The organism is Xanthomonas sacchari, from assembly GCF_040529065.1.
Taxonomy (GTDB): domain Bacteria; phylum Pseudomonadota; class Gammaproteobacteria; order Xanthomonadales; family Xanthomonadaceae; genus Xanthomonas_A; species Xanthomonas_A sacchari.
In genome coordinates, this window is sequence record NZ_CP132343.1 from 4,352,328 (window position 1) to 4,377,837 (window position 25,510).

At 71.0% G+C, this 25,510-nt stretch carries 19 protein-coding genes; 8 read left to right on the plus strand and 11 right to left on the minus strand.

What is annotated here, in order from left to right; all coding sequences use genetic code 11:
• Positions 1-102: 102 nt before the first annotated feature.
• From RAB71_RS18465 to RAB71_RS18480, 4 genes are all read left to right on the plus strand, one after another.
• Positions 103-2,589: a DNA topoisomerase I gene (locus tag RAB71_RS18465; protein WP_010340683.1), complete on the plus strand. Its 2,487-nt coding sequence runs from the start codon at positions 103-105 to the stop codon at positions 2,587-2,589.
• Positions 2,590-2,876: 287 nt separating this feature from the next.
• Positions 2,877-3,437: a Sua5/YciO/YrdC/YwlC family protein gene (locus RAB71_RS18470; RefSeq protein WP_010340682.1), complete on the plus strand. Its 561-nt coding sequence runs from the start codon at positions 2,877-2,879 to the stop codon at positions 3,435-3,437.
• Positions 3,438-4,265: 828 nt separating this feature from the next.
• Positions 4,266-5,021, plus strand: a complete 756-nt coding sequence (locus tag RAB71_RS18475; protein ID WP_104609532.1) for a hypothetical protein — start codon at positions 4,266-4,268, stop codon at positions 5,019-5,021.
• Entirely contained in the window at positions 5,021-5,665 is a 645-nt protein-coding gene (locus RAB71_RS18480) for a DUF4124 domain-containing protein (protein ID WP_010343174.1), read from the plus strand. The genes RAB71_RS18475 and RAB71_RS18480 overlap by 1 nt, the downstream gene beginning before the upstream one ends.
• Before the next feature lie 246 nt (positions 5,666-5,911).
• Here the strand turns inward: RAB71_RS18480 and RAB71_RS18485 are convergent, their stop codons facing one another.
• Complete coding sequence (locus RAB71_RS18485; RefSeq protein ID WP_010343171.1) at positions 5,912-6,685, minus strand: SDR family oxidoreductase; 774 nt, start codon at positions 6,683-6,685, stop codon at positions 5,912-5,914.
• Positions 6,686-6,772: 87 nt separating this feature from the next.
• Between RAB71_RS18485 and RAB71_RS18490 the strand changes: the two genes are divergently transcribed.
• Complete coding sequence (locus tag RAB71_RS18490; protein WP_010343170.1) at positions 6,773-6,979, plus strand: hypothetical protein; 207 nt, start codon at positions 6,773-6,775, stop codon at positions 6,977-6,979.
• A gap of 82 nt (positions 6,980-7,061) precedes the next feature.
• Here RAB71_RS18490 and sppA read toward each other — a convergent pair whose 3' ends face one another.
• From sppA to RAB71_RS18505, 3 genes are all read right to left on the minus strand, one after another.
• Positions 7,062-8,960: a signal peptide peptidase SppA gene (gene sppA / locus RAB71_RS18495; protein WP_010343169.1), complete on the minus strand. Its 1,899-nt coding sequence runs from the start codon at positions 8,958-8,960 to the stop codon at positions 7,062-7,064.
• Positions 8,961-9,036: 76 nt separating this feature from the next.
• Positions 9,037-10,407 carry an MATE family efflux transporter gene (locus RAB71_RS18500; RefSeq protein ID WP_010343168.1) on the minus strand — a complete coding sequence of 457 codons (1,371 nt, stop codon included), beginning with the start codon at positions 10,405-10,407 and terminating at the stop codon, positions 9,037-9,039.
• Positions 10,408-10,520: 113 nt separating this feature from the next.
• The gene (locus RAB71_RS18505; protein WP_244170799.1) at positions 10,521-11,981 is read right to left on the minus strand and encodes a hypothetical protein; all 1,461 of its coding nucleotides are present in this window, start codon (positions 11,979-11,981) and stop codon (positions 10,521-10,523) included.
• A gap of 697 nt (positions 11,982-12,678) precedes the next feature.
• Between RAB71_RS18505 and RAB71_RS18510 the strand changes: the two genes are divergently transcribed.
• Positions 12,679-14,868: a primosomal protein N' gene (locus tag RAB71_RS18510; RefSeq protein ID WP_010343185.1), complete on the plus strand. Its 2,190-nt coding sequence runs from the start codon at positions 12,679-12,681 to the stop codon at positions 14,866-14,868.
• A 318-nt stretch (positions 14,869-15,186) separates the two neighbouring features.
• Here the strand turns inward: RAB71_RS18510 and RAB71_RS18515 are convergent, their stop codons facing one another.
• Complete coding sequence (locus tag RAB71_RS18515) at positions 15,187-16,920, minus strand: VanW family protein (RefSeq protein WP_234006613.1); 1,734 nt, start codon at positions 16,918-16,920, stop codon at positions 15,187-15,189.
• Between the two features lie 192 nt (positions 16,921-17,112).
• Between RAB71_RS18515 and RAB71_RS18520 the strand changes: the two genes are divergently transcribed.
• Together RAB71_RS18520 and RAB71_RS18525 are read left to right on the plus strand one after the other, a co-directional pair.
• Positions 17,113-18,405, plus strand: coding sequence for an NAD(P)/FAD-dependent oxidoreductase (locus RAB71_RS18520; RefSeq protein WP_010343183.1), 1,293 nt, complete (start codon positions 17,113-17,115; stop codon positions 18,403-18,405).
• A gap of 57 nt (positions 18,406-18,462) precedes the next feature.
• Positions 18,463-19,080, plus strand: coding sequence for a trimeric intracellular cation channel family protein (locus RAB71_RS18525; protein ID WP_010343182.1), 618 nt, complete (start codon positions 18,463-18,465; stop codon positions 19,078-19,080).
• 113 nt (positions 19,081-19,193) lie between these two features.
• Here the strand turns inward: RAB71_RS18525 and rpoH are convergent, their stop codons facing one another.
• The 6 genes from rpoH to rhlB all read right to left on the minus strand — a co-directional run bounded on the left by rpoH (position 19,194) and on the right by rhlB (position 25,360).
• Positions 19,194-20,072, minus strand: a complete 879-nt coding sequence (rpoH, locus tag RAB71_RS18530; RefSeq protein ID WP_029562116.1) for an RNA polymerase sigma factor RpoH — start codon at positions 20,070-20,072, stop codon at positions 19,194-19,196.
• A gap of 219 nt (positions 20,073-20,291) precedes the next feature.
• A complete protein-coding gene (ung, locus tag RAB71_RS18535) occupies positions 20,292-21,023 on the minus strand; it encodes a uracil-DNA glycosylase (protein ID WP_010343180.1) in 732 nt (243 codons plus the stop codon).
• Positions 21,024-21,051: 28 nt separating this feature from the next.
• On the minus strand, positions 21,052-21,894 hold the full coding sequence (locus RAB71_RS18540) for a response regulator (RefSeq protein WP_017909425.1): 843 nt from the start codon (positions 21,892-21,894) through the stop codon (positions 21,052-21,054).
• Positions 21,895-21,901: 7 nt separating this feature from the next.
• The gene (gene ftsX, locus RAB71_RS18545; RefSeq protein ID WP_010343178.1) at positions 21,902-22,846 is read right to left on the minus strand and encodes a permease-like cell division protein FtsX; all 945 of its coding nucleotides are present in this window, start codon (positions 22,844-22,846) and stop codon (positions 21,902-21,904) included.
• Positions 22,843-23,529: a cell division ATP-binding protein FtsE gene (gene ftsE, locus RAB71_RS18550; RefSeq protein ID WP_010343177.1), complete on the minus strand. Its 687-nt coding sequence runs from the start codon at positions 23,527-23,529 to the stop codon at positions 22,843-22,845. The genes ftsX and ftsE overlap by 4 nt, the downstream gene beginning before the upstream one ends.
• 73 nt (positions 23,530-23,602) lie before the next feature.
• Positions 23,603-25,360 (minus strand): ATP-dependent RNA helicase RhlB, encoded by a 1,758-nt coding sequence (gene rhlB, locus RAB71_RS18555; protein WP_104609533.1) that lies wholly within the window; start codon positions 25,358-25,360, stop codon positions 23,603-23,605.
• Between the last annotated feature and the right edge of the window lie 150 nt (positions 25,361-25,510).

Sequence of the window (25,510 nt, forward strand, 5' to 3'; positions counted from 1 at the left end):
GTCGGCTTCTCTGCGAGACCGCAACGCTTCACTAACCGGAGCAATTGCGCCACCCTACCGCCCCCAGGGCGTCCGCCCACGCCCATCGAAGCCCGACCCGCCATGTCCAAGCACCTGCTCATCGTCGAATCGCCCGCCAAGGCCAAGACGATCAACAAATACCTCGGCAAGGATTTCCACGTCCTGGCCTCGTATGGGCACGTGCGCGACCTGATCCCGAAGGAAGGCGCGGTGGATCCGGACGACGGCTTCGCGATGCGCTACGCGCTGATCGACAAGAACGAGAAGCACGTGGAGGCCATCGCCAAGGCGGCCAAGGCGGCCGAAGACATCTACCTGGCGACCGACCCGGACCGCGAGGGCGAGGCGATCAGCTGGCACATCGCCGAGATCCTGCAGGAGCGCGGCCTGCTCAAGGGCAAGCCGCTGCACCGGGTGGTGTTCACCGAGATCACCCCGCGCGCGATCAAGGAAGCGATGGCGCAGCCGCGGCAGATCGCCGGCGACCTGGTCGATGCGCAACAGGCGCGGCGCGCGCTGGACTACCTGGTCGGCTTCAACCTGTCGCCGGTGCTGTGGCGCAAGGTGCAGCGCGGCCTGTCCGCCGGCCGCGTGCAGTCGCCGGCGCTGCGCATGATCGTCGAGCGCGAGGAGGAGATCGAAGCCTTCGTCGCCCGCGAGTACTGGTCCATCGCGGCCGACTGCGCGCATCCCTCGCAGCACTTCAACGCCAAGCTGATCAAGCTCGACGGGCAGAAGTTCGAGCAGTTCACCATCACCGACGGCGACACCGCCGAGGCCGCGCGCCTGCGCATCCAGCAGGCCGCGCAGGGCGCGCTGCACGTCACCGACGTGGCCAGCAAGGAGCGCAAGCGCCGCCCGGCGCCGCCGTTCACCACCTCGACCCTGCAGCAGGAAGCCTCGCGCAAGCTCGGCTTCACCACCCGCAAGACCATGCAGGTGGCGCAGAAGCTGTACGAAGGCGTGGCGATCGGCGACGAAGGCACGGTCGGCCTGATCTCGTACATGCGTACCGACTCGGTCAACCTGTCGCAGGACGCGCTGGCCGAGATCCGCGACGTGATCGCCCGCGACTACGGCATCGCCTCGCTGCCGGACCAGCCCAACACCTACCAGACAAAGTCCAAGAACGCCCAGGAAGCGCACGAAGCGGTGCGCCCGACCTCGGCGCTGCGCACCCCGTCGCAGGTCGCCCGCTTCCTCACCGACGACGAGCGCAAGCTGTACGAACTGATCTGGAAGCGTGCGGTGGCCTGCCAGATGATCCCGGCCACGCTCAACACCGTGAGCGTGGACCTGTCGGCCGGCAGCGAGCACGTGTTCCGCGCCAGCGGCACCACCGTGGTGGTACCCGGCTTCCTGGCCGTGTACGAGGAAGGCAAGGACAACAAGAGCGCCGAGGACGAAGACGAGGGCCGCAAGCTGCCGGCGATGAAGCCCGGCGACCGCGTGCCGCTGGAACGCATCCTGGCCGAGCAGCACTTCACTCAGCCGCCGCCGCGCTACACCGAAGCGGCGCTGGTGAAGGCGCTGGAAGAGTACGGCATCGGCCGTCCCTCGACCTACGCCTCGATCATCCAGACCCTGCTGTTCCGAAAGTACGTGGAGATGGAGGGCCGCAGCTTCCGCCCGTCCGACGTCGGCCGCGCGGTCTCCAAGTTTCTGTCCAGCCACTTCACCCAGTACGTGGACTACGACTTCACCGCCAAGCTCGAAGACGAGCTGGACGCGGTCTCGCGCGGCGAGGAGGAGTGGATCCCGCTGATGTCGCGGTTCTGGGAACCGTTCAAGGAACTGGTCGAGGACAAGAAGGAATCGGTCGACCGTGCCGAAGCCAGCGGTGCGCGCGAGCTCGGCACCGACCCCAAGACCGGCAAGCCGGTGAGCGTGCGCCTGGGCCGCTTCGGGCCGTACGCGGCGATCGGCAGCACCGCCGAGGACGCCGAGGACAAGCCCAAGTTCGCCTCGCTGCGTCCCGGCCAGAGCATGCACACCATCACCCTGGAGGAGGCGCTGGAGCTGTTCCTGATGCCGCGCAGCCTCGGCCAGGACAAGGGCGAGGAGGTCAGCGTCGGCATCGGCCGCTTCGGCCCGTTCGCCAAGCGCGGCAGCGTCTACGCTTCGCTGAAGAAGGAAGACGACCCCTACACCATCGATCTGGCCCGCGCGGTGTTCCTGATCGAGGAGAAGGAAGAGATCGCGCGCAACCGCATCATCAAGGAATTCCCCGGCAGCGACATCCAGGTACTGAACGGCCGCTTCGGCCCGTACATCAGCGACGGCAAGCTCAACGGCAAGATCCCCAAGGATCGCGAGCCGGCCACGCTGAGCCTGGACGAAGTGCAGAAGCTGCTGGAGGAAACCGGCAAGCCGGTGCGCAAGGGCTTCGGCGCCAAGAAGGCCGCCGCCAAGAAGGAAGCCGCGCCGAAGAAGAGCGCGGCGAAGAAGGCCGCCGCCGACGCCCCGGCCAAGCCGGCGGCGAAGAAAGCGGTCAAGAAGGTCGCGAAGAAAACCGCCAAGAAAGCGGTGAAGAAGGCCGCAAAGAAGACGGTGGCCAAGGGCGGCTGAGCCGGCTCTGCGGATGACCGAGGGTGGCCCAATGCGCCACCTCGGATAGTACGAGCACGGCCGCTGAGCCGTCTTCTCGCGGTACCCACGGCGTCTTTCAGCGCCTGAAGAACCGCGACACCGCGGCTGTCTGTGGGAGGGGCTTCAGCCCCGACGCGTTATCGGCATGGTGTCGGGCTGCCCCCCCTCCCACAGAAAGGCGAACGGCCGGAGACTTGCGAAAATCCCGAGTCCCGCCCATCCGACCCTCATTGTCCTTAGACGAGGACGTGCCGCATGATGCGCGCATGACCGACCTGTCGCTGAGCCATGCCGTCGCCGTCCTGCGCCAGGGCGGCGTGATCGCCTACCCCACCGAAGCCGTGTGGGGCCTGGGCTGCGATCCGCACGACGAGACCGCCGTGACCCGCCTGCTGCGGATCAAGCAGCGGCCGGTGGACAAGGGCCTGATCGTGGTCGCCGCCGAACTGGATCCGCTGCGCCCGCTGCTGGACCTGTCGGCGTTACCAGCGGACCGGCTGGCCGCGGTGCTGGCCAGCTGGCCGGGACCGCACACCTGGATCCTGCCCGCCGCCGCGCACGCGCCGCCCTGGGTCACCGGTGCGCACCAGGGCATCGCCGTGCGGATCAGCGCGCATCCGCTGGTCGCTGCGCTGTGCCGCGCCTGGGGCGGCGCCCTGGTGTCGACCAGCGCCAACCGCGGCGGCGAGCCGCCGGCACGGCAGCGCAGCGAGCTGGACCCGCTGGTGCTGCGTGACCTCGATGGCCTGCTCGACGGCGAGACCGGCGGCCTGGCCCAGCCGACCCCGATCCGCGACGCCGCCAGCGGCGAGATCCTGCGCGCCTGAGGCGCTGCTCTTCGGCACGGCACGCCTGTCGTCCACCGTGTCGGCGTCTGGCGGCAACGGCGCGATGGAGCCACATGGGCACTTCGCGCACCGTACCCTCACCCCAACCCCTCTCCCGGCGGGAGAGGGGCTAGCTGTTCCCTTCTCCCAATGGGAGAAGGTGGCCCGAAGGGCCGGATGAGGGTGCGGGCGCAGCCTCGTGCACTCAAATTACACGAGTCGCTTCGCGCCGGACCCTCACCCCCAACCCCTATCCCGACGGGAGAGGGCTAGCTGTTCCCTTCTCCCATTGGGAGAAGGTGGCCCGAAGGGCCGGATGAGAGTGCGGGCGCAGCCTCGTGCACTCAAACTACGCGAGTCGCTTCGCGCCGGACCCTCACCCCAACCCCTCTCCCGACGGGAGAGGGGCTAGCCGTTCCCTTCTCCCATTGGGAGAAGGTGGCCCGAAGGGCCGGATGAGGGTGCGGGCGCAGCCTGGTGCACTCAAACTACACGAGTCGCTTCGCGCCGGACCCTCACCCCTCTCCCGACGGGAGAGGGGCTAGCTGTTCCCTTCTCCCATTGGGAGAAGGTGGCCCGAAGGGCCGGATGAGGGTCGGGCGAAGCCTCGCAGCGACAGAGCAACGCGCCAGTACTGCACGAGCGCGCCCTAGCCGAGGCCGGCGGCACCCTACAGCAGCTGCGAGGTGCTGCAGGAAGCACCCTGACCGACCCGCGGCCTGCCCGATGCGCGACAAGACCCCGCTGCGGCCCCACCCGCGCCATCGCGTCCTGTATCCCCGCTCGCCCGCCCTTTCCCTGGCCGCCCAAGGCGCGCAAGATGCGCGCATGCGCCGCTTTCTTCGCCCGTTGCTGCTGCTGAGCCTGTCGTCCTGGATCGGTGCCGGCTGGGCGCAACAGACGCAGACGGTCAGCAGCGAAGGCAGCACCGGCTCGGTGCGCATCTACCGCTGCATCGCCGCCTCCGGCGCGGTCAGCCTGCAGAACGCGCCCTGCGAGAACGCGCGCCAGCAGCAGGTGCTGGACATGCAGCGTCCACGCGATCCGCCGCCGCGGCCGACCACCACCATCAGCACCGATCCGGCACGTGGCGAGGCCTCGCCGGCGCCGCTGCCGCAGCGGGAACTGCGCATCGTCAACGTGCAGCCGCCGCAGCCGATGTACGAATGCGTCACCCCGGAAGGCACGCGCTACACCAGCGACGACAACGCCGGCAATCCGCGCTGGGTGCCGCTGTGGGCCTACGGTTACGCCGAGGGCCCGTACGCGCGGCCGTCCGGGCGCGGCCCCGATGGCCGCTCGCCCGCCCCGCCGGGACCGCCTGCGCCCGGTGCACCGCGCCCGCCCGGACCACCGCCGCCGGGGGTGGCCGCCGGCGCCGGCGTGATCGTGCCGGCCGGCAGCACGATGATCCGCGACACCTGCACGGCGCTGCCCGAGCAGGAGGTCTGTGCGCGCCTGAGTGATCGTCGCTGGGAGCTGATCCGTCGCTACAACAGCGCACTGCAGAGCGAGCGCCGCGCGATGGAGACCGAACAGCGCGGCATCGACGCGCGCCTGACACGCGACTGCGGCGGCACCTGATGCGCCGTGCGTTCTACCTGATTGCGTTGCTGACGTGTGCCGGCGCTGCGAGCGCCGAACCGGTGGTGTTCTATCGCTGCACCGACGCGCAGGACAACCTGACCATCCAGAACCAGCCCTGTCCCAAGGGCATGCGCCAGCAGAAGAAGATCATGCAGGGCGTGAGCAGCGCCGCACTGCCGACCACGCTCGCGTCCAAGCCCGCGCCATCGCCGCCCCCGGCGAGCGCCACGAACGATGCCACGCCTGCGGACGCGCCGGCCCCGGCCGATACCGCGGCGGCTGCACCGCCACCGCCTCCAAAGCTGCCACCGCCATCGCTGTACACCTGCACCACCCGCGAGAAATCGTCCTACATCGGCGAGGTCGCCGAACCGCCGCCGCGTTGCGTGCCGCTGCACACGACGGACCTGGATGGGGGCCCCAACCAGGCCGGCGGCAGCGCCTGCGAAGTGCTGCGCGACCAGTGCCAGCCGCTGCCCGCCGAGCAATTGTGCGATGCCTGGAAGAACTACGTGGCTGAAGCGGAGACGCACTGGCGCTTCGCCGTGCCCGAGCATGCCGAAACGCTGCACGCGGAGTTCGAACGCCGCCAGCACCTGCTCGAGGCCAGCAACTGCGGCGTAGAGCCGCCCACGCCGTAATCCATCTCGCTCGCGTGTGGGTGTGCGCCTGGTTGCGTAGGAGCGGCTTCAGCCGCGACCGGGCGTTACCGGGAAAGCCCGGTCGCGGCTGAAGCCGCTCCTACGGATTACCCCGCAGCCGATCCACCGCGGTAAGCGCGCACACACCTTGTGGGAGGGACTTCAGTCCCGACGACATACGCCCGGGGCCTCCTGCACTGCGCCTTTCGGCCGGCGCCCGGCGCGCACGCCGCCGCCACTCAGCCGCTAGAACCCGTAACGCAAAAAACCACCGTCCACCGCAATGCATTCGCCGGTGATGTAGCTGGCCGCCGGCAGGCACAGGAAGCCGACCGCCGCCGCCACTTCCTCCGGTTCGCCGATGCGGCGCATCGGCGTGCGCTCGATCACCTGCTCGTAGTAGTCCGGGTCCGACAGCGGGCCGGAGGTGCGGCGGGTGCGGATGTACCACGGCGCCACCGCGTTGACCCGGATGCCGTCCTCGGCCCATTCGGCGGCGAGGTTGCGGGTGAGCTGGTGCAGCGCCGCCTTGGTCATGCCGTAGGGCGCGCCGCTGCGCACGTGGGTCAGCCCGGACACGCTGCCGACGTTGACGATCGCCGAGGCCGCATGCTGCGCCAGCAGCGGATGCGCGTAGCGCGACAGCTCGAACGCGGAGAACAGGTTGGTCTCGAAGATGCCGCGCCACTCGTCCTCGGTGTAGTCCACCGCAGGCTTGCTGACGTTGCCGCCGGCGTTGTTGATCAGCAGGTCCAGGCCGTCGGCATGGTCCTCGACCCAGTCCAGGATCTCGCGGCGGTCCTCGTCGTCGGCGACGTCGGCGGCCAGCGCCAGGATCTCGCGCTCGGGAAAGGTCTCGCGCAGTTCGTCGCGCGCCGCTTCCAGCGCGTCGATATCGCGCGCCACCAGCAGCAGGTCGGCGCCGAACCCGAGCAGTTCGCGCGCGATCGCCAGGCCGATGCCGGCGCTGGCGCCGGTGATCAGCGCGGTCTGTCCGTCCAGCCGCCAACGGTGCTGCATGCGCGTGCCTGTCTGCTCACATGGGAGGCGTAGGATGATACCTCCACCCTCGAGGAGGTCGCCGCCATGTCCGCACCACTGCGCAGGATGACGTTGGCATTGCCGCTGCTCGCCCTGCTGGCCGCATGCAAGCCGGCACCGCCGCAACCGCCCGATGCGCCGCCACCGCCGAAGGCCAGCGCGTTGCGCAGCGCCATCGCCCAGCCGCTGGACCGCGCCAGGCAGACCCAGGCCACGCTCGACCGCGCCGCGGCCACGCAAAACGCCGCGCTGGACGCCGCGACCGCGCAATGAACAACGCCGGCCACGGGGGCCGGCGTTGCAGGAAGCAGGCGACGCGCTCGCAAGAGCGCGCCGCTGCCGGCGCGGGGCCGGCTTACAGACCGCAGAAGCAGTAGGCCAGCGCCTTCACCGGTGCGCCCGGACGGGTGTCGGCCGCGTCCTTGACGAAGCGCAGTTGGGTGTCCAGTTCCGGCATGCTGCGCGCCAGCAGGACGTGGCCCAGCGCCGAGTCGCTCAGCATCCACACGCCCAGGCGGCTGCCGGCGAACCCGCTGACGAACTGCGCGAACGGCGTGGCCGGCTTCTCGACGTAGCGCACCCGGTACTTGTCCGGGCCGCCCAGCTTGGCGCGCGCCGCGGCATCGGCCACCGCGTCCTTGAAGCCGCCGAACGCGTCCACCAGCCCGCGCTCTTTGGCCTGCGCACCGCTCCACACGCGGCCGCGCGCCACCTGGTCGATGGCCTCGACCGACTTGCCGCGCGCCTGCGCGACCTTGCCGGTGAAGTCGGCATAGCCCTTGTTGATCACCGACTGGATCAGCTGGCCCACCGCCGGATCCATCGGCCGGGTCATGTCGAACGCGCCGGCGAAACGGGTGGTGCCGACGCCGTCGGTGTGCACGCCGATCTTGTCCAGGGTGCGGGTGATGTTGGGGATCATGCCGAAGATGCCGATCGAGCCGGTGATGGTCGACGGGTCGGCATAGATGCGATCGGCGTTCATGCTGATCCAGTAGCCGCCGGACGCGGCCAGGTCGCCCATCGACACCACCACCGGCTTGCCGGCGGCCTTCAGCGCCACCACCTCGCGGCGGATCTGCTCGGAGGCGAACACTTCGCCGCCGGGCGAATCCACGCGCAGCACCACCGCCTTGACCGCGTCGTCGTCGCGCGCCTGGCGCAGCAGCGCCGCGGTCGACTCGCCGCCGATGCGGCCGGCCGGCTGTTCGCCGCCGCTGATCTCGCCCGCGGCGACCACCACCGCCACCTGCGGCCGCGAATCCACCGGCGAACGGCGCAGGTCCAATTGCTGCAGGTAGCCGTCCAGGTCGACGTTGCGATAGCCGGTGTCGGCATCGTCGTCGGCGACGCCTCGCTTGGCCAGCAACTGTTCGACGTCCTCGCGGGTCTTCAGGCCGTCCACCAGCTTCTGCTGCAGGGCGAACTTGGCCAGGTCGCCACCGGCGGCGGCCACGCCCTCGGGCATGGTGTCGATGCCGGCGTTGATCTGCTCAGGCGCCAGCTTGCGCGCCTTGGCGATGTCGGCCACGTAGCGCTGCCACACATCGTTCATCCAGAACAGGTCGGCTTCCTTGGACGCCGCCGAGGCCGCGTCGAGCACGTAGGGCTCGGCGGCGGACTTGTATTCGCCGACCTTGAACAGGTGCACGTCCACGCCGAGCTTGTCCTGCAGGCCCTCGCGGAAGTACTGGCGGTAGCGGCCCAGGCCTTCCAGGGTCATCGAGCCCATCGGGTCCAGGTAGACCTCGTTGGCCTGCGCGGCCAGCAGGTACTGCCACTGGTTCAGGTTGTCGCTGTAGGCGACGATCTGCTTGCCGGAGCTGCGCAGGTCCTGCAGCGCCTTCTCCACCTCGCGCATCGAGGCGAAGCCGCTGGGCTGCAGCTTGTCCAGGCGCAGTGCAACGCGCTCGATCTTGGGATCGGTCTTGGCCGCCTCGATCGCGCGCACCAGGTCGCGCAACTGGATCTCCTGCGCGCCCTTGTCGTTCATCGCCTTGGCCAGCGCGCGGCTGACCGGGTCGGCACTGAACTGCTCGACCAGCTTGCCTTCCGGCGCGATCAGCAGCGTGGTGCGGTCGCGCAGCGCCTTGCCGCCGTCGCCGCGCGCCATGGCGAACACCATCGCCAGCAGGATCAGCAACAGGAAACCGAAGAACACCAGGTTGAAGATCAACCGGCGGGTGAAGTTCATCACATCCCACAGGCCGACGAAGAAGTTGGCGACGGGGCTGCGACGCACGGGTTGGTTCATGGAAAACTCCGAAAGGTAGGCGTCTTGCGCCTGCGCAGCATACCGGCTGCGTCAGGCGCCGCACATGCGTCTGAAGTCAGGGGGCCGCCGAGGCGCCCGACAGCCGCGCGCTGCTCCAACGGAAGCGCGCGCCCATCATCACCGCCGCCGCGGTCAGGCCCAGGATCAGGCCGATCCACATGCCCTGCGGTCCCCAGCCCAGCCACAGGCCGAGGCCGGCGCCCAGCGGCATGCCCAGGCCCCAGTAGGAACACAGGGCCAGCAGCATCGGCACGCGGGTGTCCTTGAGGCCGCGCAGCGCCCCGGCCGACAGCACCTGCACGCCGTCGGGAAACTGGAAGGTGGCCGCGTACAGCAGCAGCGTGGAGGCCAGCGCGGCCACCGCCAGGTCGCTGGTGTAGATGCCGACGATGGCGTCGTGACCGACCAGCAGCACCAGCGCCGACAGCGCCTGGGTGCCGAGCACGATCGCATAGCCGGCCCAGGCCGCGCCGCGCACGCCTACCGCATCGCCCGCGCCGGCGGCGCGGCCGACCCGTACCGTGGTCGCTTCGGCCACGCCCATCGGCACCATGAAGCACAGCTGCGCCACGTTGATCGCGATCTGGTGCGCCGCCGCCGGCACCTCACCAAGCCGCGCGATCAGCAGCGCGGTGACGATGAACAGGCCGCCTTCCATCAGGATGGTCACGCCGATCGGCAGCCCGGTCTTCAGCAAGCCGGCGATCGCGCGCAGATCCGGGGCCTCGAACTGCGCGAACAGGCGCAGCGGCGCGAAGCGTCTGGACCGCGCCAGGTAGACCGCGAAACACAGCGCCTGCGCCCACATCGTGATCGCCGACGCCATGCCCAGGCCGCCGGCGCCGTGTTCGCGCAGGCCCCACAGGCCGAAGGTCAGCGCATAGCCGAGCGGCGCCAGCAGCAGCAGGCCACCGAAGCCGAGCAGCATGGTCGGCAGGGTCCAATGCATGCCTTCGCTGAGGTAGCGCATGCAGAAGTACAGCACCAGCGCCGGCACGCCCCAGCGGATCGCGTGCAGAAAGTCGCGCGCGCCGGGCACGATCTCCGGGGCGATGCCCAGTTGCGGCAGCGCCATCGGCATCACGCTCAGGAACGCGAACATCAGCAGGCCCAGGCCCAGCGACAGCCACACCGCCTGGCGGAACAGCGGCCCGATCTGTGCCTGGCGCTTGCCGCCGTCGAGCTGCGACACCGAGGCGGTCAGGGCGATCAGGGTGCCGATCGGAATCATCATCGGCAGCCACAGCAGCGCGGTGCCGACCGTCACCGAGGCCAGCGTGCGGGTGCCGTGGTGGCCGGCGATCACGTTGTCGACGAAGCTGATCAGGCCGGTGGAGACGTGCCCCAGGACCAGCGGCAAGGCGAGCTGCGCGGTGGTGCGCAGTTCGCGGCCCCGGATCGAGGCCGGGGTGGAAGACGAAAACATTGCAAGACTCTGGCGATCCCGCCGACTGCGGCCGCGCAGACAGCGCCGGCACCGGGTGGCGGAGGCCGCGCATTCTACCCGCTGCGGCCGATGACTGCGTTGCCGCGCGCGGCTCAGCGCGCGGCGCGCTGCTTCAGCCAGGCGCCACGGCTGTCGGTACTCTGCGCCAGCAGGTCGCGACGCAAGGCGGCGCGGTCCTGCGGCGGGGTGCGCTGCGACAGCAGCGCCAGATGCTCGCGCTGGTCTGGCGGCAGGCTGCGCAGCAGGCCCAGCAGCGCCTGCCGCTGCGCCTCGGGCACGTACCCCAACAGCGGCTGCAGCGCCCAGAACTCGGCGCCCAGCTCCGGGCCGAGCAACCAGCCGTGGCGCTCCAGCGCGTCCATCTCGGCGAACTGCGCATGCAGGCTGTGCTGCTGCTCGATCGGCAGGCCGGCGAAGGCCGTGGCGACTTGACGCAACCGCGCCTGCGCCGCCGCCGGCAGCGCGTCCCAGGCGGCCTGGCGTGCGCGCAACTGCGCCGGGGTCAGCGCCGGTGGCGTGGCCGCCGCCGCCGCGGGCGTGACGGCCGTGGCCACGGCTGCGGCCGGCGTGACTTCGGTCGCCTCGGCCAGGTCGGCGGCGCTGGGGGCGCTGCGCTCGATCCGCGGCGGCGGCGCACCGGCCGCGTACCACGCATAGAAGTCCAGGTCGTAGATCGCCGGCTCCGGCAGCGGCGCCGGCGGCTCGGCCGGCAGCGGCGGCGCGCTGGCGGTGTCCGACTCCGGCGGCAGCACTTCCACCTGCACCGGGCCGGTATCGCCCAGTGCCAGGCTCGCGTCGCTGCCGCCGGCCGCGGCCGCGGCACGGGAACGGTGCCAGGGCAGGCGATCCCAGAACACGGTACCGACCAGGGCCAGGACCACGACGGCGATCACCGCCCCGGCCAGGCGCGTGCGCAGGGCCGGGCGCGCACCACGGCGGCGCGGGCGCGCGGCGGCCGCGGCAGGCGCCGACGCGGGCGCCGCCGCGGCAGCGGGCGCCGTGCTGCCGGCGATCGCCGCATCGCGCAGCTGCGCCAGGGCCTGCAACCGCGCCGGCGGCAGGTCGCGCAGGCACTGCTGCGCCGCATCGGCCAGCGCGCGCCAGCCCGCCGCATCCGGGCGCCCGCCGGCATCGCGCGGGCAGGCCCGCGCCAGCGCCTGCTGGTAATCCTCGGTGGACAGCTGCAGCACCTGTGCGGCGAGCGGCTCGTCCAGCCCGGCGATGATGCGCAGCAGCAGCGCCAGGCGGTCGGCCGGCTGCAGGCTGCGCAGATGGGCCAGCGGCGCCGGCCAGGTGCCCTCGGCGGCATCGGCCTGGCGCAGTGTCGGCACCGCGCCGAGCAGCTTCCAGAACCGCAGCGGCCAGTCGGCCATCGGCAGCGACGCGGCGTGGCTGCGGAAGGCCCGCATCGCGGCCGCCAGGGCGGGCAGGCCGCGCTCGGGACGGCCGCTCTGCAGGTCGGCCAGGACCGCGGCGCGGCGTTCGATCCCGCGCAGGAACGCGGCCAGGGCGGGCGGTGCGGCCACGCCGTCGGAAGGGGACGTGGCGGTCATCGGAACTCCATCATCGGCGCGATGATAGCGAGGCGGCCGCCGCATCGCGCGCTTGACAGAAGCGCCGCGATCGGCTCATCCGCGGCTACCGCGACGGCGGGTTGTGCACAGCGCCTGGAATTGGCCTGCGACAGGTCTTGTCAAGACCCCGCGAAACCATGTTGCATCTGTGTTTCACGGCCAAGTTGTTGTTCTCAAAAGAATAAATGCGAATGGCGCTTTTTTGTCCAACTCGTGGCAGAGGCTTGTGAGTCCGTCTTCACGGCGTGGAGCATGCCCTTCATGCACAGCTTTATCCACAGCAGATGTGGATAAATTCGATTCTCCAAGCGCGGCGGCTATTTACGACCGGTTTATCACTTTGCGGGCAGCAATCGCGCGCAACTCCTGGCGCCCGGAACCCACTTGCCACGGCCGCTAGGGCGTGTCACCGATCCCCGAGCATGCCGCGCCGCGGTTGCGCGTGATTGTGGCAAGGAAGAGCGAGGAAGTGGACGTGCGTCCACGCCCGAGCGATGACGCGGCCACGGGCACGCGCAACCGCGGCCCTTCGGGTTGGGTCTGGCAGGCGCGCTGCCGACGCCGCGCGGCTTGACCTGACGGCCAGTCAGGCGCTGCGCCACGCAACGCCGGCAGCGCGCCTGCCAGACCCAACGCGGCGTACTCGGGGATCGGTGACACGCCCTAGACTAGGTGGATGCCCTCCCCCGTCGCCACGCTCCGCGTCGCCCTGCCCGTCCCCTTGCCGCAGTTGTTCGACTACCTGCCGCCGCCCGGCGGCGCGGTCGCCGACGGCGACGTCGGCCGCCGGGTGCAGGTGCCGTTCGGCAACCGCGAACTGAGCGGGGTGGTCGCGGCGACCGGCCAGGTCGAGGGCGCCGATGGCCTGCGCGCTGCACTGGCCTGGCTGGACCCGGCGCCGCTGCTGCACGGCGAACTGGCCGAGTCGCTGCGCTGGCTGGCGCGCTACAGCCACGCGCCGCTGGGCGAGGTGCTGGCGACCGCCCTGCCGGTGCCGCTGCGCCGCGGCGAAGCGCTGCCCGACACCCACGCCTGGGCCTGGCGCCTGACCGAGGCCGGCGCCAGCCACCGCGCCCGCGCCGGCACCCGCCCGCACCGCTTCGCCACGCTGCTGGCGGACGGCGCCGTGGACGAGGACCGGCTGGACCAGGCGATGGACGACTGGCGCAGCGCCGCCCGCGTCCTGGCCAAGCGCGGCCACGCCGAACGCATCGCCGTGCCGGCCAGCGCCGCGGCGCCGCAGCCACAGCCCGGGCCAGTGCCCAACGCCGAGCAGCAGGCCGCCATCGACGCGGTGGTCGGCGCCGCCGGCTTCGCCCCGTTCCTGCTCGACGGCGTCACCGGCAGCGGCAAGACCGAGGTCTACCTGCAGGCGATCGCCGCCTGCCTGGCGCGCGGCCGCCAGGCGCTGGTGCTGGTGCCGGAGATCGGCCTGACCCCGCAGACCCTGGCGCGCTTCCGCGCCCGCCTCGGCGTGCCGGTGCATGCGCTGCATTCCGGGCTCAACGACAACGAACGCGCCCGGGTCTGGGCCGCCGCCTGGCGTGGCGAGGCGCAGGTGGTGGTCGGCACCCGCTCGGCGGTGTTCGTGCCGCTGCCGCAGGCCGGATTGATCGTGGTCGACGAGGAACACGACGGCAGCTACAAGCAGCAGGACGGCATCCGCTACCACGCCCGCGATTTCGCCCTGGTGCGCGGCAAGGCGCTGGACGTGCCGGTGCTGTTGGGCAGCGCCACGCCGTCGCTGGAGAGCCTGCACAACGCCACCGGCGGCCGCTACGCGCACCTGCGCCTGACCCGCCGCGCCGGCGACGCCAAACCGCCTACGGTGCGCGTGCTCGACGTGCGCAAGCGCCCGCTACAGGACGGGCTGTCGCCGGAGGTGCTGGCCGGGATCGGCACGGCACTGGCCGATGGCGGCCAGGTGCTGGTGTTCAAGAACCGCCGCGGCTATGCGCCGGTGCTGCTGTGCCACGACTGCGGCTGGACCGCGCCGTGCCAGCGCTGCAGCACCCCGTTGCACGCCACGCCGATGACCGTGCACGCCGGCGGCCGGCGCCTGCAATGCCACCACTGCGGCGCACGGCAGCCGGCGCCACTGGCCTGCCCGGACTGCGGCAGCCTGGCGCTGCAGCCGCAGGGCATCGGCACCGAACGCCTGGAGGAACGCCTGGTGCAGGCATTCCCGGACGTGCCGGTGCTACGCATCGACCGCAGCACCACCCAACGCCGCGATGCGCTGGAGACGCAGTTGGCCACGCTCGGCACTGCGCCCGGCATCCTGGTCGGCACGCAGATCCTGGCCAAGGGCCACGACCTGCCGCAATTGAGCCGGGTGGTGGTGGTCGGCATCGACGAAGGCCTGTTCTCGGCCGATTTCCGTGCCAGCGAGAAGCTGGCGCAGCAGTTGATCCAGGTCGCCGGCCGCGCCGGCCGCGCGGCACGGCCGGGCGAGGTCTGGCTGCAGACCCACCACCCCGGGCATCCGCTGCTGCAGACCCTGGTGCACGGCGGCTACCACGCCTTCGCCGCGGCGGAACTGGAGCAGCGCGAGGCCGCAGGCTTCCCGCCGTTCGCGCACCTGGCGCTGCTGCGCGCCGAGGCCAAGCAGGTCGAACACGCCAACGCCTTCCTCGCCGCCGTGCGCGCGCTGCTGCCGGCGCAGGACGAGGTGCAGCGCTTTGGTCCGATGCCTGCGCCGATGCCGCGCCGCGCCGGTTTCCAGCGCACCCAGTTGCTGCTGTCGGCAAACACGCGACGCGCGCTGCATACAGTGCTGGACGCAGCGGTGCCGGCGATCCACGCGCTGCCACAGGCCCGGCGGGTGCGCTGGTCGCTGGATGTGGATCCGCAGGATCTGTACTGAGGCAGGCGCGCGGTGCGCGGCGCAAGTCCTTCAGTGCACCACTGGCGTAAATCGCTGGAGCGCCAGCGCGCGTCGAGCCCGCGATGCGCCGGCCTTGCATGAGGCCGCAAATCGTCGGCACCGCACGCAATCCGCTTCCGTAGGAGCGGCTTCAGCCGCGACGGGCATTACCGGTAATGCTTCATCGCGGCTGAAGCCGCTCCTACGCGGCAGTGGCGCGTGTCGCCAAAGCAGGGCCGCTCTGAAGCTGCTCCAGACGAACGCACATTCGATCGCCATGGCAAAGCGGACGGCGGCCCTGACGCCCACGCGTTTCGCTCAGTCCACCAGCCCCAACGCGTCGACCACTTGCGCGCGCAATGCCGTACTGTCGCCGGCCTCCACGCAGCGCCACGCACCAGCATCCGGAGACAGGCCGCAGGCGGCGGTGGCGATCACCGGCTTGCCCAGCGCCATGGCCAGCAGCAGGCCACGCGGCTGCTGTTCGATCCAGGCCGGCAGCAGCACCAGGGAGGCTGCGTGCACGCCTTCGGCCATCGACGCGACCCGCTGTACCGCGATGCCATTCCAGAAGTCCGGCGTTTCCTGCGCACCGGGCGGCAGCAGCAACACCAGCGGCAAATCACGCACTGCATCGCGCAGTTCGTAGGCGCCTTTGCGTGCCAATGTCGAGGCCGCCAGCAGCACCCGCGGCGCGGCGTCCTCAGTGATGACCGCCTGCTTCGCCGCGACCGCCGGGAGCGCCGGCCGTTGCCATTGCAGCGCGAGGCCACGGCTGCCGGCCAGCGCCAGCAATTCGCGGTGCGGGGTGATCCAGTGCCGCGCCTGCGCCAGCGCCGCACGCTCGGCGGCGACCAGCGCCGGATCGGCGCGGAAATCGCGCAAGGTGGGACTGTGCGGATGCCGCTGCGCGGCCACGTCCAGGCGCGCCTGCAGCAGGTGCATCGGCAAGGCGGTCATGCACACGTCCCAGCGCCGGCCCTGCAACTCGCCGGCCAGCCACAGGTCCGGCAACAGGCCCTGCGGCACCACCAGGTCTACATCGTGCGCGCCCAGCCGGCGCCGCAGCGCCCGCAGGCGGATGCGCTGCGCGCGCTGACGCGCCTGCGGCAACGGCATCCCGTGCCACAGCCACCAGCGCCGCAACAACGCCGCGCGCACTGCCGCAACGCTGTACCGCGGCAATGTCAGCACCCGATCGCCCGGCTGCTGCCGGCGCCGGCGGTCTTCGGCGAACTCCGGCCAGTCCTCGTCGACCAGCCAGGTGCGGTGCAAGCCCTCCGGCACCCCCGCCACATGCCGATGGCAGGTACTGCGGCCGCAGCGCGTGCAGTCGTTGGCGGCATCGACGCCGGCGGCCGCGATGCGCCGCTGCAGCGGTGGCAACGGCAATGCCGCTGGCGCCGCGGCACCGCCGCGGATGCGCACGTGCAGCGCCTCGCCATCCAGCCACACCTCCAGCCGCCACGGCGCGGCGGCGCGCAGGCGCAGGTCCACGTAGTTCCAGAACACCACCGCGTCGCGGTCGCGCTCGGCCAGGGAGCCGGCAATCACCTGGGTGTGGCGGTGCCGCTCGACGATCTCCAGGCCCTGCCGCAGCGCCGCGTCGTAGATCGCATTGGACACCTGGCACAGGCCGCCACCGATCGACGGCACCAGGCAGCCCTCGCGCAGTTCGCGGCCGGCAACGAAGCCGCGGCGGCGGGTGGCACGGCCGAGCTGGCGCCAGAAGCTGAAGGTGGCCCCGGCCGGCACCTCCACGCCGTGCAGCGCACGCGCGGCCAGGCGCAGGTTGTGGATCTTGCCGGCCACCAGCTGCGGCGCGGTCTCCTCGCTGTCGGGCCACAGCGCGGTGACCGATTCGGCACAGCTGCCGTCGGCGATCGCCAGGCCGGCGTCGCGGCGATGCCGGCGCGGACCGTCGCGCAGATCGTGCAGCGCGCGGCGCAGTTGCAGCGCGCGGGTCTTGGCCCAGAACAGCAGGCTGCGCCAGCGCGACGGCAGTGGCGCCTGTGGCGGCGCCGACGCGTGCGGCTTCACTGTCGCTGGCATGATCGTGCGTCCTCCCTGTCGCTGACCGCGCTTGGCATCGCGCTACTATACGGACATGCAGGTCCGGCCCTCGACGATCGCGCAGCGCCTCACTGGCCGCGCGCGTTTCCGTGGATCGGTGCGCCACGCGCGCCCACGACCGTCGCGCCGACACCGGACGCCTCCTTTCCTCTCCCCCTCCTGGAGTCCTGCATGGACAACACACGCGTGCCGCACCTGATCGTGATCGGCGGCGGCTTCGCCGGCTTGTGGGCCACCCGCGCCCTGGCCAGGACGCCGTTGCGCATCACCCTGATCGACCGCCGCAACCATCATCTGTTCCAGCCGCTGCTATACCAGGTCGCCACCGCCGGCTTGTCGGCGCCGGACATCGCCGCGCCGCTGCGGCAGATCCTGCGCCACCAGGACAACGTCGAAGTACGCCTGGGCGAGGTCGTCGACATCGACAAGCAGACGCGGCAGGTGCGCCTGGCCGACGGCCAGACGCTGGCCTACGACTACCTGCTGGTCGCCACCGGCGCCACCCACGCCTATTTCGGCCACGACGACTGGGCGGCGCATGCGCCGGGCCTGAAGACCCTGGACGACGCGCTGCAACTGCGCCGGCACCTGCTGCTGGCATTCGAGCGCGCCGAAGCGGAAACCGACCCCGCCGCGCGCGCGGCCTGGCTCAGCTTCGCCATCGTCGGCGGCGGCCCCACCGGCGTCGAACTGGCCGGCACCCTGGCCGAGATCGCCCGGCACACGCTGAAGCACGAGTTCCGCCGCATCGACCCGGCCGAGGCGCGGGTGCGGCTGATCGAGGCCGGCCCGCGGGTGCTGTCCTCCTTCCCCGAGCACCTCTCGGCCAAGGCGCAGAAGCAGTTGGAAAAGCTCGGGGTGGAAGTGCTGACCGGCGTGCCAGTCGCCGACATCGACGCCAGCGGCTATCGCCTCGGCAGCACCTTCGTGCCGGCGCGGACCGTTGTCTGGGCCGCCGGCGTGGCCGCCTCGCCGCTGGCGAAGACCCTGCAGACGCCGCTGGACCGCAGCGGCCGCGTGCAGGTGCAGCCGGACCTGAGCGTGCCGGGCCATCCGGAACTGTTCGTCGCCGGCGACCTGGCCGCGGTGCAGCAGGCCGATGGCCGCCCGGTGCCCGGCGTGGCGCCGGCCGCCAAGCAGATGGGCCGGCACGTCGCCGACACCCTGCGCCGGCGGCTGCGCGGCGACACCGCCAGCGTGCCGTTCCGCTACGCCGACTACGGCAACCTGGCCACCATCGGGCGCATGGCCGCGATCGTGCACCTGGGCCGGCTGCAGCTCTCCGGCGTGCTGGCCTGGTGGTTCTGGCTGGCCGCGCACGTGTTCTTCCTGATCGGCTTCCGCAACCGCGTGGTGGTGCTGCTCAACTGGGCCTGGGCGTATTGGAGCTACCAGCGCGCCGCACGCATCATCCTCGGCGATCCGCCCGCGGCGGAGGACACGCAGCCGCTCGCGGACAGGTGACACTGCAGGACGGGGCTGCGATCCTAGCCGGCCTTTTGCTGCGGCGCAGTCCCCGTCTTGGCGACCTTCCTGTTCCTGCTCGACCTGCTGGGCACCTTCGTGTTCGCGATCAGCGGCGCCACCGTCGGCGTACGCCATCGCCTGGACCTGTTCGGCGTGCTGGTGCTGTCGTGCGCGGCCGCGGTCTCCGGCGGCATCGCCCGCGACGTATTGATCGGCGCCACCCCGCCGGCGGCGCTGGCCGACGTGCGCTATCTCGGCGTCGCCTGCCTGGCCGGGCTGCTGGCCTTCTACCGCCACCACACGGTCGAGCGCCTGCGCAATCCGGTGCAGATCTTCGATGCGATGGGCCTGGCGCTGTTCGCGGTGTACGGCACCAGCAAGGCGCTGGCGTTCGGCCTGGGCCCGCTGAGCGCGACCCTGCTGGGCATGCTCAGCGGCATCGGCGGCGGCATCGTCCGCGACCTGCTGGTGGCGCGCACGCCGGTGGTGCTGCAGGCCGAGCTGTACGCGGTGGCCGCCCTGCTCGGCGGCGGCGTGGTCGCCGCGGCGCAGGTGCTGCACCTGCCGCAGCCCTGGGGCCTGGGGGTGGGCGCGGTGCTGTGCTTCGGCCTGCGCTTCATGGCGATCCGCTACGGCTGGCACCTGCCGGTGGCACGGCCGCCGGAGTCGTAGCCAATCGCGGGCGCGCCGGCAGTCGCCGATCCGCGAGACAGCCCAGGCGCAAACAGAAAAGGCCCGGCGATGCCGGGCCCTTTCGCGCGTTGCAAGCGATCGCCACGGGCGACTCAGGCGACGAACAGCGCCTTCATCTTCTTCAGCGCATTCGCCTCGATCTGGCGGATGCGCTCGGCCGACACGCCGTACTCGTCGGCCAGCTCCTGCAGGGTGATCTTGCTGTCGGCATCCAGCCAGCGGCGCTTGATGATGTCGCGCGAACGCGCATCCAGTTCCGCCAGGCCTTCGCGCAGCAGCTGCAACTGGTTGTCCTCGCTGTCGGCACGTTCGTAGGCCTGCGAGGGATCTTCCTCGTTAGCCATCAGGTACGCGGCCGGCGACGGCGGCGCGTGGTCGTCGTCCTCGTCGGACGGCGCATCGAAGCCGATGTCGCGACCGGACAGGCGCGACTCCATCTCCATCACCTCGCGCTCGGACACGTTGAGGTCCTTGGCCACCGCGGTGACCTCGGCCGCGTTCATCCAGCCCAGGCGGGTCTTGGACTTGCGCAGGTTGAAGAACAGCTTGCGCTGCGCCTTGGTCGTGGCGACCTTGACGATGCGCCAGTTCTTCAGGATGTACTCGTGCATCTCGGCACGGATCCAGTGCACCGCGAAGCTGACCAGGCGCACGCCCATGTCCGGGTCGAAGCGCTTGACCGCCTTCATCAGGCCGATGTTGCCTTCCTGGATCAGGTCGCCCAGCGGCAGGCCGTAGCCGTTGTAGCCGCGGGCCACGTGCACCACGAAGCGCAGGTGGGAATGGACCAATTCGCGGGCCGCATCCAGGTCTTCCTGGTCGCGGTACCGCACCGCCAGTGCGCGTTCCTCGTCGGACGTCAGCACCGGGATCTGGTGCACGGCGCCGATGTAGGCATCCAGCGAACCGAGCGGACTGGGAATCGGGAGGTTGTTGGCAACCAATGCGTTGGAAGTAAGAGTCTGGCTCATAGGGCTCATCTTAGCAGTCTACTAATTGGACTGCTGGGTACAGTAAAAAGTTCCTGTGTTCTGTTTATGCAACATATGAATCAGGAATAACACTGCAGCACAAGCCACTGAAACAATCCGGAAGCATCGCGGCTTCCATCTTCTGACCACCAAACTACCATCCAGTTCGCGAAAACGGCGTCCACATGCGGTGGACGCCGCGCCCTGTCCAACCGGGGTTCAGGCGCCGCGCAGGGCCGCTTCCAGCTCCGCGCGCGGCGGCAGACTCCAGTCGATGGGGGCGGCGCCCCGGCGCTTCAAGTACTCGTTGGCCGCGGAGAAATGCTTGCAGCCGAGGAAGCCGCGGTGCGCCGACAGCGGCGAGGGGTGCGGCGCCTTCAGCACGCGGTGGCGGCGGGTATCGATGACCTTGCCCTTGGCCTGGGCATAGCTGCCCCAGAGCAGGAACACCAGGCCCTCGCGCTCGCGGTTGAGGGTCTCCACGACGTGGTCGGTGAAGCCCTCCCAGCCCTTGCCCTGATGCGCACCGGCGCGGCCCTCCTCCACCGTCAGCACCGCGTTGAGCAGCAGCACGCCGCGCTGCGCCCACGGCAGCAGGCAGCCGTGGTCCGGCCGGCGGATGCCCAGGTCGTCCTCGATCTCTTTATAGATGTTCAGCAGCGACGGCGGCACCGGCACCCCCGGCAGCACCGAGAAGCACAGCCCGTGCGCCTGGCCGTAGCCGTGGTACGGGTCCTGGCCGAGGATCACCACCTCCACCTTTTCGAACGGGGTGGCGTCGAAGGCGGCGAAGATCTGCCGCCCCGGCGGGAACACCCGCGCGCCGGCGGCCTTGCGCTGGCGCAGGAACGTGGCCAGTTCGCGCATCTCCGGGCGCAGCAGCCAGTCGCCGACCTGCGCCTTCCACGACGGCTCCAGCTGGATCCGGCTTTCGTCTTCGTTGTTGCTCATCGCTTGCAGGCTCGGGACATCACATCAATCAAAAGGTCACGGCGATCTCGTCGAGCCGGGCCAGGCGCAACTGAAACAGCACCTTGGTGACCAGCAGGCGCTCTTCGATCGGCTTCTGCACCAGGTCGTTGGCACCGGCGCGCAGCAGCTCGGACTGGGTGTGCGGATTGCTGTCGCCGGTCATCACCAGCACCGGCATGCGCCGCTTGCCGTAGGCGAAGTCGACGCGGATGCGCTGGACCACGTCGCGGCCGTTGAGTTCGCCCTTGAGGGTGACGTCGGTCAGCACCAGGTCGATGCGGCGGGTGGTGCGGCCCAGCGACTCGGCGGTGAGCAGCGCGAATGCGTCCTCGGCGCTGAGCACGTGCACCACGTGCAATTGCTGGCGCTCAAGCATGCGCTTGGTCGCCTCGGCCACCACCCGGCTGTCCTCGACGTAGAGCACGGTGGCGCCGGCCACCGGCTGCGGCTGCACGTAGCCGCGGATGAAGGTGGCCAGCGCCTCGTGGCCGAGCGCCTTGTCGAAGTAGTCGGTGACGTACTCGGTGAAACGGCGCTCGACCAGGTGCTGTTGGGCGTCGCCGGAGACCACGATCACCGGCACGTAGGCCTGGCCGGCGGCTTCGCGCACGCTGCGGGCCAGGGTCAGGCCGTCGCCGTCGGGCAGCCCCAGCGAGGTGGTGACCAGGTCGACCGGGCCGGCCTCCAGCGCGGCGCGCGCCTCGGCGATGCTGGCGCAGCCGACCACGGTCACGTCGGGCAGTTCACGATGCAGCACGTCGGCGATCAGCTTGCGCACCAGCTTCGAGCCATCGACCACCATCACCCGGGGGGCGGCGCTGATCAGATGCTTGAGCTCGTGCCCGGCCATGTGCGCCTCAGGTGTCGGTGGGCCGCGTCTGGCGCAGGAAGTGGCCGGTCACCAGCCAGGCGCCGAGCCAGCCCAGCAGCAGGGTGCCGAGCAGCACGAAGCCGGCATGCAGCGCGTCCAGCCCGTGCAGCACGAAGTGGCTGCCGTAGCTGTCGGCCAGCGCCGCCAGCGGCTGGCCCAGGGCCATGCCGGAGGCGGCGAGCAGGCCCAGCGCCAGCACCCCGGCGCCGAAACCGTACCAGGCGCCGAGGTACAGGAACGGGCGGCGGATGAAACCGTCGCTGGCGCCGAGCAGCTGCAGCACGCCGATCTCCTCGCGTCGCGATTGGATGTCCAGGCGCACGGTGTTGCCGACCACCAGCACCGCACCGGCGCCGAGCAGCAGCGACAGCACCTGCACCAGGCGTTCGCCGAAATGCAGCCAGCCATCCAGGCGCTTGCGCCACAGCGCGTCGTGCTGGACCAGGTCGGCCTGCGGCAGCGCGGTCAGCGCCGTCGCCAGCGGGGTGTCGTCGGCCGCGGCCGGGGTGACGATCAGCAGCGTCGGCAGCGGGTTGTCCTGCAGCGCGTCCAGCGCTTCGCCCAGGCCGGCGCTGTCGCGCAGCTCGGCCATGCCTTCGGCGGGGGTGCGCAGCGTTACCGCGGCCACGTCGGCGCGGCCGCGGAGGGTCTGCGCCAGCGCCTGCGCCGCGGCGGCGTCGACGTCGGTCTTCAGGAACACGTTGATGTCGCGCGACTGCTGCACGCTGCCGGCGAACTGCTTGAGGTTGTCCAGGGCGATCGACAGGCCCAGCGGCAGGGTCAGCGCCAGCGCCATCACCGCCATGGTCAGCAGCGTGGCCCACGGCTTGCGCATGGCGCGACCGAGGCTGTAAACGATGCTGTGCAGGTGGTGGTCCCACCACACGCCCAGCCGCGAGGGCGCCGCGGCGCCGGCGTTGCGCGCGCTCATTCGGCCAGGTCCTGCGGCGAGATGTCGTCGATCAGGCGGCCGTGATCCAGGATCAGCACGCGCTTGCGCATCTGCTTGAGCAGGGCCAGATCGTGGCTGACCACCAGCACGCTGGTGCCGCGCGCCGGCAGTTCGGCGAACAGTTGCATGATTTCCGCGGCCAGGGTCGGGTCGAGGTTGCCGGTGGGCTCGTCGGCGACCAGCAGCCGCGGCTCGCCGACCATCGCGCGGGCGATGCCGACGCGCTGCTGCTCGCCGGCCGACAGCTGCGAGGGCAATGCCTTCTCGCGATGGCCCAGGCCCATGCGCTCGAGCACCGAGCGCACGCGCTTGCCGATCTCGACCCGGCGGGTGCCGCGCAGGATCAGCGGCAGCGCCACGTTCTCGGCGATGCTGCGGTCGGTGAGCAGGCGGTGGTCCTGATAGACCGCGCCGACCTCGCGCCGGTGCAGCGGCACGCGGCGGCCGCGCACCTTCAGCAGGTTGCGCTCGCCGAACAGCACGGCGCCGCGCGAGGGCCGCTCGCTCAGGTGGATCAGCTTGAGCAGGGTGCTCTTGCCGGCACCGGAATGGCCGGTGACGAACAGCATCTCGCCCTCCTCGACCTCGAAGCTGACGTCCACCAGCGCCGCGTGGCCGCCGGCGTACTGTTTGCTGACATTGTCGAACCGCAGAACGCTCATCCGGCGATTATGCCGGAGCGGCTGGGGTGTTCGTCCACCGCGCGCGTCGCACGCGACGGACGGCCGGTCCGGCTCAGGAGCTGGACACCAGCGAGCGCAGCTTGCGGCCCAGGCGGGTCAGGAACGAATCGTTCTTCGCCGCCGCACCACGCTCGGCCTGGCGCGCGGCCTTGACCGGGGTGGCCACGACCTGCACCGGCTTGGTCGGGGCCGCGGTCGCCGGAGCGGCGCTGCCGTTGCCGGCCGGTGCCCCCTCGGCACCTTCCAGCGGGCGTCCGCCGCGACGGCGACGGCGCTTGCGCGGCGGACGCTCGCCCTCAACCGCGGGCGCTGCGCCCTCGGCCGGCGCAGCACGCGGCGGCTTGGGGGCAGGCGCCGGCGCGGCGGCAGCCGGCGCAGTGCCGTCGGCCGCAGCGGCCGTGGCATCGGCCGGACGCGGCGTGCGCGGACGCCGCGGCTTGCCATCGGCGCTGCGCGACTCGCCACGGCCGCCCGGGCCGCTGCGGCCGCCGCCGGGCTTGCCGCGACCGCCGCCACGACGCTGCTCGTCAGCCTCGCGCTGGGCGCGGGCCTCGCGGAAGATCTCGCCGATGCTCTCGTCACTCTCGGCCTCGGCGGCCTCGCCCTCCACCGGCGCGCGCGGGGTGCGCGGCAGCGCCACCAGCAGCTCGGCGGTGACCGGCTCGACCGGGATCTTCTGCTCGATGTAGGCCTCGATGTCCGGCAGGCTCATCGCATAGCGCTCGCAGGCGAAGCTGATCGCGTCGCCCTCCTCGCCCAGCCGCGCGGTGCGGCCGATGCGGTGCACGTAGTCCTCGGCGTCGAAGGGCAGGTCGTAGTTGTAGACGTACTTGACCCCGTCGATGTGCAGGCCGCGCGCGGCCACGTCGGTGGCCACCAGGATCTCCAACTGGCCCTTCTGGAAGCGGTTGAGCAGGGTCTCGCGCTTCTTCTGCGGCACGTCGCCGGACAGCACGCCGACCCGGTAGCCGTTGCGCTCCAGCGAACGCGCCACGCGCTCGACGAAGGCCTTGGTGTTGACGAACACCATGGTCCGCGCGCCCTCGCTGCGCGACAGCAGGCCCAGCAGCAGGGTCAGCTTCTCCTCGTCGGAGGGGAAGTAGATGCGCTGGCGCACGCGCGCGGCGGTGATGCTCTCGGTTTCGACCACGAGCTTTTCCGGCTCGTTCATGTGTTCGTAGGCCAGCTCCAGCACGCGGTGGCTGAGGGTGGCCGAGAACAGCAGGGTCTGGCGGGTGCCGCGCTCGGGCATGCGCCGCAGCAGGAAGCGGATGTCCTTGATGAAGCCCAGGTCGAACATGCGGTCGGCTTCGTCGAGCACGCAGATCTCGCAGGCGTGCAGCGACACCACCTTGTGCTGCTTGACGTAGTCGATCAGGCGGCCGGGGGTGGCGATGATCACGTCCACGCCCTGCTGCAGCAGTTCGCGCTGCTTGTCGTAGTCCACGCCGCCGTAGACCAGGGCGAAGCGCAGGCCCAGTTCGGAGCCGAACTTGACCGCGTCCTTGTGGATCTGGATCGCCAGTTCGCGGGTCGGGGCCAGGATCAGCGCGCGCGGATCCTCCGGCTTGCGGTCGGCCAGCGCCGGGCGGCTGAGCAGGCGGTTCATCACCGCCACCAGGAACGCCAGGGTCTTGCCGGTGCCGGTCTGGGCCTGGCCGGCCACGTCGCGGCCCGGAAGGGCCACCGGCAGGGTCAGCGCCTGGATCGGGGTGCAGCGGGTGAAGCCGGCGCTTTCGAGGCCTGCGAGCAGCGCAGGATGCAGGTCGAACGCGGAAAAAGTCACATCGGTCAGCGGTTTGTCGCTCATCATTCCATCTTCGTGAGGCCACCCCGCCCGAAGCGTAAGGTCGCGGCTTGCATCGGTCCCGGCAGCGTCGCACACTGGCGTCTTCCATGCCGGGTCGCGCGACAGGGGGAATCCCTTGAGATCGCCGCGCAATGCCCCAGTTTACCGCAA

Coding starts and splice junctions, on each gene's coding strand:
- RAB71_RS18485 (WP_010343171.1), bottom strand. CDS start 6,685: ATGCAGCACCGTTGGCGGCTGGACGGACAGACCGCGCTGATCACCGGC.
- RAB71_RS18500 (WP_010343168.1), bottom strand. CDS start 10,407: ATGTTTTCGTCTTCCACCCCGGCCTCGATCCGGGGCCGCGAACTGCGC.
- RAB71_RS18540 (WP_017909425.1), bottom strand. CDS start 21,894: ATGGCCGGGCACGAGCTCAAGCATCTGATCAGCGCCGCCCCCCGGGTG.
- rhlB (WP_104609533.1), bottom strand. CDS start 25,360: ATGAGCGACAAACCGCTGACCGATGTGACTTTTTCCGCGTTCGACCTG.
- RAB71_RS18470 (WP_010340682.1), top strand. CDS start 2,877: ATGACCGACCTGTCGCTGAGCCATGCCGTCGCCGTCCTGCGCCAGGGC.
- RAB71_RS18465 (WP_010340683.1), top strand. CDS start 103: ATGTCCAAGCACCTGCTCATCGTCGAATCGCCCGCCAAGGCCAAGACG.
- sppA (WP_010343169.1), bottom strand. CDS start 8,960: ATGAACCAACCCGTGCGTCGCAGCCCCGTCGCCAACTTCTTCGTCGGC.
- RAB71_RS18475 (WP_104609532.1), top strand. CDS start 4,266: ATGCGCCGCTTTCTTCGCCCGTTGCTGCTGCTGAGCCTGTCGTCCTGG.
- RAB71_RS18520 (WP_010343183.1), top strand. CDS start 17,113: ATGGACAACACACGCGTGCCGCACCTGATCGTGATCGGCGGCGGCTTC.
- ftsX (WP_010343178.1), bottom strand. CDS start 22,846: ATGAGCGCGCGCAACGCCGGCGCCGCGGCGCCCTCGCGGCTGGGCGTG.
- RAB71_RS18510 (WP_010343185.1), top strand. CDS start 12,679: ATGCCCTCCCCCGTCGCCACGCTCCGCGTCGCCCTGCCCGTCCCCTTG.
- RAB71_RS18515 (WP_234006613.1), bottom strand. CDS start 16,920: ATGCCAGCGACAGTGAAGCCGCACGCGTCGGCGCCGCCACAGGCGCCA.
- RAB71_RS18490 (WP_010343170.1), top strand. CDS start 6,773: ATGACGTTGGCATTGCCGCTGCTCGCCCTGCTGGCCGCATGCAAGCCG.
- ung (WP_010343180.1), bottom strand. CDS start 21,023: ATGAGCAACAACGAAGACGAAAGCCGGATCCAGCTGGAGCCGTCGTGG.
- rpoH (WP_029562116.1), bottom strand. CDS start 20,072: ATGAGCCAGACTCTTACTTCCAACGCATTGGTTGCCAACAACCTCCCG.
- RAB71_RS18505 (WP_244170799.1), bottom strand. CDS start 11,981: ATGACCGCCACGTCCCCTTCCGACGGCGTGGCCGCACCGCCCGCCCTG.
- ftsE (WP_010343177.1), bottom strand. CDS start 23,529: ATGAGCGTTCTGCGGTTCGACAATGTCAGCAAACAGTACGCCGGCGGC.
- RAB71_RS18480 (WP_010343174.1), top strand. CDS start 5,021: ATGCGCCGTGCGTTCTACCTGATTGCGTTGCTGACGTGTGCCGGCGCT.